Below are 12,200 nucleotides of genomic sequence, written 5' to 3'. Positions count from 1 at the left end.
GGCGGTTCGCCTCGGATATACTAATACCTAGATTACATATGCATAGATTATCTAGGTGATCAAAAAGGAGAGTAGGCGTATGAGCAAAGAGCTGCTCAAAGGCAGTACCGGCACGATGATCCTGTCGCTGCTGGAGAGAACCGATCTGTACGGCTATGAGCTGATCAAGGAGCTGGAGCGCAAATCCGCCGGCGTCTTCGCTCTTAAAGAAGGCACGCTGTACCCGATCCTCCACGCGATGGAGTCGGAGGGGCTGGTGGAGGCATACTGGAACGAAGTTGGCGGGAGAAGGCGGAAATATTACAGGATTACGCCAAAAGGGAAAAAGCAGTCCGAGCAGAAGAAGGCCGAATGGACGACGTTCCGCAGCGCGGTCGATCTGGTGCTGGGGGAGGGTAGGGGATGATTCGCGATCATGAGCTTGTCCGCCGCTACTTAAACGCCGTATGTGCCCAAATTCGCGCCAGGGAGGTTCATCGGGAAATCCGCAGCGAGCTGGAACACCATCTGGAAGAATTGATTCAGGAAAGGGAACGGGTCGGGGAGAGCCGCGACGATGCGGTACGGTTTGCGATCGGCCAGATGGGCGATCCGGTGTCGGTAGGGAAAGGGCTGCACCAGATCCATCGGCCGAAAACGAATTGGGTGCTGCTGATCGGGGTATTCGTCTTTGCAGCCATCGGTATTATGGCCATGTACGCCGTTCAGGAGGGCTTGCAGAACACTCGGCTCGGTTCGGCAATTTCGTTGCTGAAGTATTCGGTTACGGTGATGGGCGGCCTGCTGCTGGTAATCGCCCTCTATTTTTTCGACCACCGCAAGCTGCGGAACTTCTCCTGGGTGATCTATGCGGCAACGATGGGCGTCATGCTGATCGAGAGCTGGAAAAGTCCGGTTAACGGAAGCCTTTCTTATATCAGCTTAGGACCGGTGAATGTGGATGGGGTGTGGATCGGAACGTTTTTGCTCGTCATTGCCGCCGCCGGTATATTGAGCGACCGGGAGCGTAAACCGTATTTTTGGCCGATTGTCACTTTTGCGCTGCTGCTGGCTCCGTCGTTGCTTATAGCCGGTTCGGCGAGGCTTCCTTGTCTGCTGCTCTATGTCGTCGCTTTATACGCAATGACCGGCTCCTTGACGCGCAGCTGGGCCAAAACGACGCTGCATATTGCGCTGCCGGTTGTACTGGTCGCCACCTTCTCATTGGTCGGGTATGGTCCGAATGCGCTAAGCTTTCGTCTGGAACGGTTCGGCGCCTTCTGGGACCCGTCCCGCGACCCGTTCGGCTCAGGCTACGTGTATAACCAAATCCGACTAGCGTGGGAATCGGCAGGGTGGCAGGGAAACGGCTTTGCGAAGCCGCTTCCGACTCTTCCGCACATTCACGCTGACTACATCTTCGTCTATTTGGGGTATAACTTCGGCTGGCTGGCCGCAATCGGGCTTGGCGCCGCCTTTGCGGGATATGCCTGCTGGCTTATTCGCTCGGCGCTCCGGGTCCGGGATCGGTACGGTAAAATCCTTATGGTCGGCATCGCCTCTTTGCTCGGCTTGCAGACCGGCTACAGCTTGCTCATGTCGCTGGGGGCCGTTCCTTTGATGAGCATACCGGTTCCTTTCATCAGCTACGGGTCCAGTCATTTTATCGCGGAAATGATTGCCGTCGGCTTGGCGCTATCGGTATACCGACGAAAATCTATGATATCCGGCTCCGCATTGTCAGCATAACCCGGAGCTTCCGACGACGGAAAACGAAAAAAAGGCGGGGGAGGCGTCCCCCGTCTTTTTGCACATGTTTTAAAAAATCGAAAAAATCAGCTTGTACAGCACGTAAGCAAGCGCCATGCTGATCGGAATCGTGATGACCCAAGTCATAATCATGCGGCTGACCGTGCCCCACTTGACATCCTTGAAGCGGATTACGCTGCCCGTACCGATGATGGCCGAGGTGATGACGTGCGTCGTCGACAAAGGCTGACCGATTGCGGTCGAGGTTTGGATAATAATCGATGAGGTCAAATCGGATGCGAATCCGTTGACCGGCTCGATTTTCATAATCTTCTTGCTGACCGTTTTGATGATTTTCCAGCCGCCGATCGAAGTGCCCAAGCCCATCGCCGTCGCCGCGCTGATTTTTACCCACAACGGAACGTCCAGCCCTACATGGTAGCCTCCGGCCACCAAAGCGAAGACGATGATGCCCATCGCCTTCTGCGCGTCGTTGCCGCCGTGCGAGAACGAGAGCAGACCGGCCGACACGACCTGAAACGAGCGGAATATCCGGTTCAGCTTGGAACGGGACTTGTTTCCGCTGATCAGAATGAGATATTTGATAATCCACATAATAATAAAACCGGCCGCGAAGGCAATAATCGGCGATAAAATCAAAATTTTAATGATACCCAGAAAACCGCTCCAATTGAGTGAATCGCTTCCGGCGCCGGCGATAACCGCGCCGCCCAATGCCCCGATCAACGTATGAGAAGAAGAAGATGGAATGGCATAATACCAAGTGAACAGGTTCCACGCGATGGAGGCGATCAGGGCGACCATGACGATTTTGGCGCCATTGTCGATTTCCGCCGGGTTGGCTATGCTTCCTCCCACGGTTTTGGCCACTTCGGACGATAGAATCGCTCCGATAAAGTTCAGCACCGCCGCATAAAGCACGGCGAACCGGGGAGACAACGCTCTTGTGGATATCGAGGTGGCGATGGCGTTGGCGGTGTCGTGAAAGCCGTTGATAAAATCGAACAGCAACGCCAATAGGACAATGAATATGATCAAAGTTAGCATGGTGGTCTCCTAACGCATAGTTTCACAACCGGTCGCATGAGCTGTTAAATGCCGGGCCGGGAGCCGGTGAGCCGTCCGCGGCACAGAAGGTACCGGGCATAATCGCAACGCGGAGCCGCTAATCAGGCGTACCGCAGAACGACGCTTTCCAATATATCCGCCACATCCTCGCAGCAGTCGGTCGTTTGCTCCAGACGCTCGTACAGCTCTTTCAGCTTGAAATCATGGTAGGGTTCTGTCGGGTGGGTGAAAATTTCACGGATGCCTTCGCGCATTAGCCTGTCGCCCTCGTTTTCCAGACTGTTGATCAATAAGGTATGCTCCTGAATCTGCATATATTTTTTCTTGGACAGCAGCTTGAAAGCGGCAAGCAAGTGTTCGCAAGAGGAGACGAGCACTTCGGAGAAATCTTTCATGTATTGGTTGGTGAACGTGATGTTCAAATAATCAAACCTGGCGATGGACGCTTCGATTCCGTCCAGGACGTCGTCGAGCCGGACGGCGAGCTCCATAATGTCTTCGCGGTCGAGCGGTGTAATGAATACTTTGTTCAGCCCTTTGAAAATTTCGTGAGTGAACGAATCGCCTATATTCTCGATTTCCTTCAGCGCCTCGAAGTATGTAGCAGGCGGCTTGTCTCCCATCATTGCGTTGCGGAACATATGAGCGCCCTTCAGCGTGTTCTCCGCGCCTTGAATGAGGAGATTAAGAAAATCGATCTCGCCCTTTTTGTTGAAAATCATCAAACGTAAAACCCCCAATGTGGTATAGATGAAATCATTAATTTACACAAAATTAAAATTATCATACAGGGGCAGGGAAAAGCAAACGAAACATGTCGAACATTTGCGGATTTTGGCTCGCGTGCGCCCGTTTCGCTTGATTTTGCTTAGATGAAGAGGTACATTGGAAGACGTACGCAATGATACGATAGTAATTCTTAGGCGAAAGGCTGATGGCCATGGCAAAAATCATCGTCCGCAACGGAACGTTCGTTACCGTCGGCGGAGAAAAACCGGTAATCCGGGGCTGTATGATCATTGAAAACGATACGATCGTATATATCGGGGAAAACGAGCCCGAGGGCAACGAAATATACGACCAGACGATCGACGGCACCAACAAATTATATATGCCAGGTCTGGTCAACACGCACTGCCATGCCGCCATGTCGCTGCTGCGCGGCTACGGCGACGACCTGGCGCTCCAAGTATGGCTAGAGGAGAAAATGTGGCCGAACGAAGCGAAGTTTACCGGAGAAGACGTTCGCTGGGGGACGCTGCTGTCGATCGCCGAAATGATCAAGGGCGGAACGACCAGCTTCGTCGACATGTATGATCATATGGACGAGGTGGCCCAGGCCGTCGAGCAGTCCGGCATGCGCGGCTGTCTGACCCGCGGAGCGATCGGCTTATGCCCGCCGGACGTGCAGGATCATAAGGTCAAGGAAGCGATCCAGTTCGCCAAGGACTGGCATGGCAAAGCAGAAGGTCGCATCACGACGATGATGTCGCCCCATGCACCGTACACGTGCCCGCCGGACTTCATCGAGAAGTTCGTACAGGCGGCGCACGATCTCGATCTGCCCCTGCATACGCATATGTCGGAAACGCTGCACGAGGTGCTGGAGAACGAACGCCAGTACGGCCTCCGTCCGGTCGATCATCTGGCGAAGCTCGGGCTGTTCTCGCGGCCGAGCCTCGTGGCGCACGCGGTGCATTTGACCGATGCCGAGATCGAGACACTGAGCGCACATCATGTACACGTATCGCATAACCCGGGAAGCAACCTGAAGCTTGCTAGCGGCGTCGCCCGCGTACCGGACCTGCTGAAGGCGGGCGTACTCGTGTCGCTCGGCACGGATAGCTCGGCGAGCAATAACAATCTCGATATGTTCGAGGAAATGCGCCTTGCCGCGCTCATTCACAAAGGCGTGTCCGGCGATCCGCTGGCCGTTCCGGCCACGGAAGCGCTCAAGCTCGGCACCGTCAACGGCGCCAGATCGATCTGGCTGGACCGCGTCGGGACGCTGGAGGTCGGCATGAAAGCCGATTTTATCGCGCTGGATACCGATCAGCCGCACTTTTTGCCGAAAAGCGATTATGTGTCCCATATCGTCTACTCGGCTTCGGCGAAAGATGTGGTCGACGTGTTCGTCGACGGCAAGCAGATCGTCCGGAACGGCGAATGCCTGACGCTGGACGAAGAGCGGATCAAGTACGAGGCGCAGAACCGGTTCGAGCTGTTGACACGCTAATTTCGCCAGGACGAAGGAGAAGACGGCAGTGGTTAAAAAAATCGCATACGGGACTGTTATCGGTCTAGTGTTGATCGCGGCCGTGCTCGTTTTCTTCTACCGGACGATTCATGGAGAGGAATGGGCGCTCGAAGCAGCCGCGAAGCAGACGGTCACCGAAACGACTTATATGAAAACGGTCGACAGGGTCGAGTCGTTCGTCGGCGAGAAGCCGTATATAATCGTTTTCGGGCAAGACCCGGACGGCAACAAAGCGATTGCCTGGGTGAACGACGGCAACGCCCACATGCAGTATGCCAGCACGGGGGTTAGCGAGGACGACGTGCGCGGCGTCGTCGAGCAGGCCAACCCGGACAACGAGGTGCTGCGCATCGTGCCCGGCGTGCTGAACGACAACTACGTGTGGGAGGCGCTGTATAAGCGCAAGGAGGAAGACGACAGAATCCGGTATTATTACGGCTATTATCGCTTCGACAACGGAGCGGAGATCGATACGTGGCGCATGACGAAGCGTTAATGCGTTGTGCGGGTCGTCGCGCATCAAGCAAAAAGAAAGAGCGGTTTCGGAGCTTAGGCTTCGCGAATCGCTCTTTTTTTGCATTTTGCAGGCTATTTCCACACATTGCATCGGAAATCGTATATATGATGTGCTATACTTTAGTATATCAGTTTGATCATCAAACTATTCATAAACAGAAGTCGAAGAAAGGGGGACGTAACCGTGAAGTTGCGTCTATGGCCTATTGTAACGAGTGTTATCGTTTCTTCGGTCGTCTTGTTCGGCGGATGGTTTCTATATGACAGTCTGGCAATGGAAAATCCTTTGTCTCGCATCGTGCAGGAGCAGCCCGGCATTGAGCAGTCCAAAATCAATATCGGCAGCAAGACGGTAACCGTCGAACTCACGCCGAAGGCGGATGCCAACCTTCGCGAAATTTACCAATCGATCGTAGAAAAAGGCGGTTCGATTATCGGCGCGCGCAACGTGGAGCTGGTCGTGAAAGATTCCAGCACGCCCGAGCTCGACCGCTGGTGGTCCGATGCTTTGTTCGATGTGGCGGAAGCGATGGAAGGCCGGCGTTATGCCGCCATACCGGCAGCGCTCGAAGCCAAGAAGTCGACATTCCCCGGCTTGCAAGTGACGACGGAAATGGATGACAAATACGTGTACATCCACCTGACGGACGGCTCGCATGACAAGTTCAGACTGCTTCCGCGTCAGGCCCAGAAGATAGGGGTGTGGCCGAATGAGTAAATTAGGTAAAGAGGTGCTGGCCGGCTTCGTGCCGGTTTTGCTTATCTTTCTGATGTTTCTCGGGGTTAATGTCATTCCGATCGTGCTGGCCGGCGTCATTCTATTTTCATTATTGTACCTCACGCGGATGCGCGGCAATCTGGGAGTCGCTTCCTCCGAGCGGAAAGCGCGGAGCCGGGCGCCAGCTTACTTGACGTTCGACGATATCGGGGGGCAGGACCGGGCCAAGCGCGAATTGGTCGAAGCGCTCGATTTTCTGATCAAGCATGAAGAGATTAGCAAGTTCGGCATCCGGCCGCTGAAAGGCATATTGCTGACAGGCCCTCCGGGGACCGGCAAGACGCTGATGGCGAAAGCCGCCGCCCACTATACGAATTCCGCGTTCGTGTCTGCGTCGGGCAGTGAGTTCGTGGAGATGTACGTCGGGGTCGGTGCAAGCCGGGTTCGCGATTTGTTCAAGGAGGCGCGCAGCCGGGCCGCGAAGGACGGCAAGGACAGCGCGATTATTTTTATCGACGAGATCGACGTTATTGGCGGTAAAAGGGAAGGCGGACAGCAGCGCGAGTACGATCAGACGCTCAATCAGCTGCTGACCGAGATGGACGGCATTCATACGGCGGATACGCCGCGCATTTTGATGGTGGCCGCGACAAACCGCAAGGAGATGCTGGACAGCGCCCTGCTGCGGCCCGGCCGGTTCGACCGGCACATTGACGTCGATTTGCCGGACAAGAAGGGCCGGCTGCACATCCTGCAGCTGCACGCCAGGAATAAACCGGTTGCGCCGGAAGCAAACCTGGAGCGGGTGGCGGGGGAAACGTTCGGGTTCTCGGGCGCCCAGCTCGAGAGCGTCATGAACGAAGCGGCCATTTACGCGATGCGCGATGCCCGAACCGAGGTCGACCAGCAGCATTTCTCCCTCGCGATCGATAAAGTCATGATGGGCGAGAAAACCGACCGCGAGGCGACGATGGAAGAACGCAAACGGGTCGCCCTGCATGAATTGGGACACGCTATCGCCGCCGAACGGGTCAAGCCCGGCTCCGTCTCGATGGTTTCGCTCAGCCCGCGCGGTCAGGCGCTCGGCTACGTGCGGCACAACCCGCAGCAGGATCAGTATTTGTATACCCGTACCGAGCTGGAGCAGCAGATTATGATCGCGCTCGGCGGAGCGGTTGCGGAGGAAATGTTTTACGGCGGGCGCAGCACCGGATCTCGCAACGATTTCGAGCAGGCGCTGCATCTTGTCCGCACGATGATGGATTCAGGCTTGACTTCGCTCGGCATTATCGACCGGCAGATGGTGACGCAAGAAGAGCTGATGAAAGAGAATTCGTCCATCCTGGACGGCCTGCACGGCTCTACTCGTACGATGTTGGACCAAGAGCGGCATGTGTTCGAGCAGTCGCTGGACATTTTGATCCGCGAGGAAGTGCTGACCGGCGATCAGTTTCGTCTCCTGCTGGCCGATGCCGGGGTGCCAATGACATCGGTATAGGACAGCGTATAGAAACAAAGCCTTTGCGTTCCGTCCCCACAGGCGGCCGCCAAGGCTTTTTTGTGTCGTTTTTGCGCAGGAAGCGCTTCGATCGGGTACTTTTTGTGTCCGGGATGAAAAATTTCTCTATTCGGTGTATCATTTAAGATAGAGCAAGAATAGCAGCGAGAATGGCGTAAAGGAGATTGGCCATGCAGATGACGAGAATCGGTGTAATCGGCGCGGGCACGATGGGACAGGGAATAGCGGAAATGCTGGCCGCGAGAGGAATCGATGTGCTGCTGCTGGAGAAAAGTCCGGAGCGGCTGGAGCAGGCATGGAAAAGCATAGAGATGAGTCTGGCGAAGCAGCTGGAGAAATGGGCGATTACCGAAGCCGAGCGGCATCTGACCTTGAGCCGCATTCACAAGACGTTCGCGGTCGAGCAGATGGCTTCGTGCGAGATGATCATCGAGGCGGTAACCGAGGATGCCGAGGTGAAAAAGGAGCTGTTCGCCAAGCTCGACGCGATATGCCCCGACGCAATATTGGCGAGCAATACGTCGACGCTCAGCCTGACGGAGCTGGCGGGAGAGACGAAACGGCCGGAACGGGTAATCGGTCTTCATTTTACTTACCCGGCCCGCAAAATACCGCTCGTGGAAATCGTCCGCGGCCTGAAAACGTCCGATGAGACTTACGCGGCGGTGCGGCACTTTGTCGAGCATACGATCGGCCGCAAAGGCATCATGGTGTACGAGTCGCCCGGTTTCGTAACGACCCGGCTGATCTGCATTCTGATCAACGAGGCGATGCATACGCTGTCCGAAGGGGTGGCCTCCGCCGAGGATATCGACACCGCCATGCGGATCGGGTACGATTTTCGCTACGGGCCGCTCGAGATGGCCGACCGGTTCGGGCTGGACTCGGTGCTGGCGGCGATGGAGCGGATGTTCCGCGAATACGGCGATTTGAAATACCGCCCGTCTTTCCTGCTGAAGCAGATGGTCCGGGCGGGACACCTCGGGGCGAAGACGGGGCAAGGCTTTTTCCATTATGACGAGGACGGTGACCGCATATGAATATACTGGTAATCAATGCGGGCAGCTCGTCGCTCAAATATCAGCTGTTCGACATGACCCGCGAAACGGTGCTCGCCAAAGGCAAGGTGGAGCGGATCGGGATGGAGACCGCCATGCTGACGCACGAGCCGGCGGACCGCCCGGAGCTGCGCGAAGTGAGCGAAATCTGGGATCATACGACAGCGATCCGTAAAGTGCTGCGCATTCTGGTTGACCCGAAGGAAGGCGTGCTCGCTTCGATGGAGGACGTACATGCCGTAGGCCATCGCGTTGTCCATGGCGGCGAGACGTTCTCCGGCTCCGTGCGGATCGACGACGTCGTCAAGCGCGAGATCCGGCGGCTGTTCGACCTGGCCCCGCTGCATAATCCCGGCGCGCTGACGGGCATTCTAGCGGTAGAAGCGAATCTGCCGCATGTGCCGCAGGTCGCGGTGTTCGATACGGCGTTTCATCAGACGATGCCGCCGGTTTCGTTCCGGTATGCGATTCCGAACGTATTTTACAAAAAGCACGGCGTGCGCCGGTACGGCTTTCACGGCACGTCGCACCAGTACGTCAGCGAACGGGCCGCACAGCGCAGCGGCAAGCCGCTGGACGACATGAAGATGATCACCTGCCATATCGGCAACGGAGCGAGCGTCGCGGCTATTCTGAACGGCAAATCCTTGGATACGAGCATGGGCATGACCCCTCTAGAAGGGCTGATGATGGGGACGCGCAGCGGCGATATCGACCCGGCGATCGTGCCTTTTGCGATGGATAAGGAAGATTTGTCGCTCGGCGAAGTGAACTCGATGCTGAACAAGCACAGCGGCTTGTTCGCCGTATCCGGAGGGATGGGCGACATGCGCGAAATCGTCGAGGCGGCGTCGGAAGGCGACCGCAACGCGAAACTTGCGTTCGACATGTACGAATACCGGCTTCGCAAATATATCGGTGCCTACGCGGCGGCGATGAACGGGCTCGATACGCTCGTCTTTACGGCCGGCGTAGGCGAGAACAGCGCCTTGCTGCGGAAAACGGTGTGCGAGCGTCTGACCTTTATGGGCGTCAAGCTGGACGATGCGGCCAACGAAAGCGGAACAGGCGGAGACCGCCGGATTTCCGCCGACGATTCGCAGGTTGACGTCTGGGTTATCCCGACGAACGAGGAACTGATGATTGCCAGAGACGCATTCCGCGAAGCGTCTGCGTCGTCGGAATGCGAGGGGCAGGCAAATCCGGACTCGACGGCTCCGTCACCTGCCCTATAGCAGGGGCGCATTCGCCACGGAAGATAGCGGGAAAAGGAAAACCATACGGGAGGCGTACATATGGAGCTTGCCACGATCAGGGACGTAAGCCGGCACGCCGGGCAATCGGTGCGCATCGGCTGCTGGCTGCACAACAAGCGGTCCAGCGGGAAAATTCAGTTTTTGCAGCTTCGCGACGGAACGGGATTCATCCAAGGAGTCGTTGTCAAAAGCGAGGTGCCCGAGGACGTATGGGAAGCTGCGGTCAAGCTGACCCAGGAAAGCTCTCTGTATATAACGGGTACGGTACGTGAGGACACTCGCAGCCAGAGCGGGTTCGAGCTGAACGTGACCGGAATCGAAACGATCCAGATCGCCGTCGATTATCCGATTACCCCGAAGGAGCATGGCGTCGATTATTTGATGGACCACCGTCACTTGTGGCTTCGTTCGCCGCGGCAGCGCGCGATTATGGTCGTCCGCTCGCACATCATCCGCGCCGTGCAGCACTATCTTGACGAGAACGGCTTTTATTTGGTCGACCCTCCGATTTTGACACCGTCGTCTTGCGAAGGCACGACCAACCTGTTTCATACGAAATATTTCGACGAGGACGCCTATTTGACGCAGAGCGGGCAGCTGTACATGGAAGCGGCGGCGATGGCGCTCGGCAAAGTGTATTCGTTCGGACCGACGTTCCGGGCGGAGAAGTCGAAGACGCGCCGGCATTTGATCGAATTTTGGATGATCGAGCCGGAGATGGCGTTCGTCGATCACGAGCAAAACCTCGTCGTGCAGGAGCAGTTCGTATCGTATGTGGTGCAGTACGTGCTGAAGCATTGCCGCAAGGAACTGGAGACGCTGGGGAGAGACGTGTCCCGTCTGGAAAACGTGCAAGCTCCGTTCCCGCGCATAACGTACGACGAAGCGATTCGCCGACTGCAGGAAAGCGGCCACGAGATCGCCTGGGGCGAAGACTTCGGGGCGCCGCACGAAACGGAGATCGCCAACCAGTTCGACAAGCCGGTCTTCATTACGCATTACCCGGCTTCGTTCAAAGCATTCTATATGAAACCCGACCCGACGCGTCCGGAAGTGGTGCTGTGCGCCGATATGATCGCGCCCGAAGGGTACGGGGAAATCATCGGCGGCAGCCAACGGATCGACGACCCGCAGCTGATGCAGGAGCGGTTTGCCGAGCACGAGCTGGGCGAAGACGCATACCGCTGGTATTTGGATCTGCGCCGCTACGGTACGGTGCCGCATTCCGGCTTCGGGCTCGGGTTGGAGCGCACCGTTGCCTGGATTTGCGGACTGGAGCACGTACGGGAGACGATTCCGTTCCCGCGTTTATTGAACCGATTGTACCCATAAGAGCGTTGAGAGGGAGGCGTGCGCATGTCGAGAGGGGAAGACCGCAAAGCACCCGAGCGGGGCATGATCGCGGCGCTGAACGCCGGCGGCGTGTCGGTTCCGCTGCTGCTGCTCAGTCATTATAAGAAGCTGAAGATGTCCGATACGGAAGCGATGCTGCTCATTCAACTGATGGCGTTCAAGGACCGGGAGGGCAAGGAATTTCCGACCATCGAGGAGCTGCAGGAACGCCTCGCGGCGTCGCCGGACGCGGTAATCAAGGCCATCGAGCGACTGATGAAGGAAGGGCTGCTGCAGATCGACGAAGATATCGATCAGGTCACCGGCGTGTTAAGCGAGATGTATAACTTGACGCCTATGTACGAAAGGCTGGCGGCCGTCTGGCTGGCGGGGCAGGACCGGAAGGCAGAGCCTGTTGGCGCTTCGCGAGCCGGAAGGGCTGCGCCGACGCCTCCGTCGGAAACCGGCGGGGACAATATTTTTACCGTGTTCGAGAAGGAGTTTGCTCGGCCGTTGACGCCGATGGAGTGCGAGAACATTTCGCAATGGTTGGACCGAGACCGTTATCCGGAGGCGCTCATAATGTTAGCGTTGAAAGAAGCGGTGTTCGCAGGCGTCATCCATTTCCGCTATATCGACCGCATTTTGCTGGAATGGAGCCGCAACCGCGTCCAAACGCCGGAGCAAGCGAAGCAATATACGCAAAAATTCAGAGGGGCCCGCTAAG

12 protein-coding genes are annotated in these 12,200 nt (G+C 56.6%); 10 read left to right on the top strand and 2 right to left on the bottom strand.

The features are described 5' to 3' along the window. Window positions 1-79 precede the first annotated feature (79 nt). Both ABD796_RS13165 and ABD796_RS13160 read left to right on the top strand, forming a co-directional pair. Window positions 80-406, top strand: coding sequence for a PadR family transcriptional regulator (locus tag ABD796_RS13165; RefSeq protein ID WP_344908529.1), 327 nt, complete (start codon window positions 80-82; stop codon window positions 404-406). Next, entirely contained in the window at window positions 403-1,728 is a 1,326-nt protein-coding gene (locus ABD796_RS13160; RefSeq protein ID WP_344908527.1) for an FtsW/RodA/SpoVE family cell cycle protein, read from the top strand. The genes ABD796_RS13165 and ABD796_RS13160 overlap by 4 nt, the downstream gene beginning before the upstream one ends. Window positions 1,729-1,797: 69 nt before the next feature. On the opposite strand, the gene ABD796_RS13155 is transcribed toward ABD796_RS13160, so the two are convergent. After that, a complete protein-coding gene (locus ABD796_RS13155) occupies window positions 1,798-2,796 on the bottom strand; it encodes an inorganic phosphate transporter (RefSeq protein ID WP_344908526.1) in 999 nt (332 codons plus the stop codon). A 122-nt stretch (window positions 2,797-2,918) separates the two neighbouring features. After that, window positions 2,919-3,539, bottom strand: coding sequence for a DUF47 domain-containing protein (locus tag ABD796_RS13150; protein WP_344908524.1), 621 nt, complete (start codon window positions 3,537-3,539; stop codon window positions 2,919-2,921). Window positions 3,540-3,757: 218 nt separating this feature from the next. On the opposite strand from ABD796_RS13150, the gene ABD796_RS13145 reads away from it, so the two are divergent. The 8 genes from ABD796_RS13145 to ABD796_RS13110 all read left to right on the top strand — a co-directional run bounded on the left by ABD796_RS13145 (window position 3,758) and on the right by ABD796_RS13110 (window position 12,199). Next, entirely contained in the window at window positions 3,758-5,053 is a 1,296-nt protein-coding gene (locus ABD796_RS13145) for an amidohydrolase (RefSeq protein ID WP_344908949.1), read from the top strand. A gap of 28 nt (window positions 5,054-5,081) precedes the next feature. After that, window positions 5,082-5,570: a cell wall elongation regulator TseB-like domain-containing protein gene (locus ABD796_RS13140; RefSeq protein ID WP_344908522.1), complete on the top strand. Its 489-nt coding sequence runs from the start codon at window positions 5,082-5,084 to the stop codon at window positions 5,568-5,570. Between the two features lie 204 nt (window positions 5,571-5,774). Continuing rightward, window positions 5,775-6,308: a hypothetical protein gene (locus ABD796_RS13135; protein ID WP_344908520.1), complete on the top strand. Its 534-nt coding sequence runs from the start codon at window positions 5,775-5,777 to the stop codon at window positions 6,306-6,308. After that, on the top strand, window positions 6,301-7,806 hold the full coding sequence (locus ABD796_RS13130; protein ID WP_344908518.1) for an AAA family ATPase: 1,506 nt from the start codon (window positions 6,301-6,303) through the stop codon (window positions 7,804-7,806). Before ABD796_RS13135 ends, ABD796_RS13130 begins: the two co-directional genes overlap by 8 nt. 191 nt (window positions 7,807-7,997) lie before the next feature. Next, complete coding sequence (locus tag ABD796_RS13125) at window positions 7,998-8,867, top strand: 3-hydroxyacyl-CoA dehydrogenase family protein (RefSeq protein WP_344908516.1); 870 nt, start codon at window positions 7,998-8,000, stop codon at window positions 8,865-8,867. After that, window positions 8,864-10,120 (top strand): acetate/propionate family kinase, encoded by a 1,257-nt coding sequence (locus ABD796_RS13120; RefSeq protein WP_344908515.1) that lies wholly within the window; start codon window positions 8,864-8,866, stop codon window positions 10,118-10,120. The genes ABD796_RS13125 and ABD796_RS13120 overlap by 4 nt, the downstream gene beginning before the upstream one ends. 60 nt (window positions 10,121-10,180) lie before the next feature. Further along, window positions 10,181-11,473 (top strand): asparagine--tRNA ligase, encoded by a 1,293-nt coding sequence (asnS, locus tag ABD796_RS13115; protein WP_344908513.1) that lies wholly within the window; start codon window positions 10,181-10,183, stop codon window positions 11,471-11,473. Between the two features lie 24 nt (window positions 11,474-11,497). Then, a complete protein-coding gene (locus ABD796_RS13110; RefSeq protein ID WP_344908511.1) occupies window positions 11,498-12,199 on the top strand; it encodes a DnaD domain protein in 702 nt (233 codons plus the stop codon). The last annotated feature ends 1 nt before the right edge of the window (window position 12,200 follow it).

This window comes from Paenibacillus hodogayensis, assembly GCF_039536325.1.
In the GTDB taxonomy this organism is placed as follows: Bacteria; Bacillota; Bacilli; order Paenibacillales; family NBRC-103111; genus Paenibacillus_AB; species Paenibacillus_AB hodogayensis.
Note: the sequence above shows the minus strand (reverse complement) of the source record. Positions and strands in the feature narration are given on the sequence as shown.

Coding starts and splice junctions, on each gene's coding strand:
- ABD796_RS13165 (WP_344908529.1), top strand. CDS start 80: ATGAGCAAAGAGCTGCTCAAAGGCAGTACCGGCACGATGATCCTGTCG.
- ABD796_RS13160 (WP_344908527.1), top strand. CDS start 403: ATGATTCGCGATCATGAGCTTGTCCGCCGCTACTTAAACGCCGTATGT.
- ABD796_RS13155 (WP_344908526.1), bottom strand. CDS start 2,796: ATGCTAACTTTGATCATATTCATTGTCCTATTGGCGTTGCTGTTCGAT.
- ABD796_RS13150 (WP_344908524.1), bottom strand. CDS start 3,539: ATGATTTTCAACAAAAAGGGCGAGATCGATTTTCTTAATCTCCTCATT.
- ABD796_RS13145 (WP_344908949.1), top strand. CDS start 3,758: ATGGCAAAAATCATCGTCCGCAACGGAACGTTCGTTACCGTCGGCGGA.
- ABD796_RS13130 (WP_344908518.1), top strand. CDS start 6,301: ATGAGTAAATTAGGTAAAGAGGTGCTGGCCGGCTTCGTGCCGGTTTTG.
- ABD796_RS13125 (WP_344908516.1), top strand. CDS start 7,998: ATGCAGATGACGAGAATCGGTGTAATCGGCGCGGGCACGATGGGACAG.
- ABD796_RS13120 (WP_344908515.1), top strand. CDS start 8,864: ATGAATATACTGGTAATCAATGCGGGCAGCTCGTCGCTCAAATATCAG.
- asnS (WP_344908513.1), top strand. CDS start 10,181: ATGGAGCTTGCCACGATCAGGGACGTAAGCCGGCACGCCGGGCAATCG.
- ABD796_RS13110 (WP_344908511.1), top strand. CDS start 11,498: ATGTCGAGAGGGGAAGACCGCAAAGCACCCGAGCGGGGCATGATCGCG.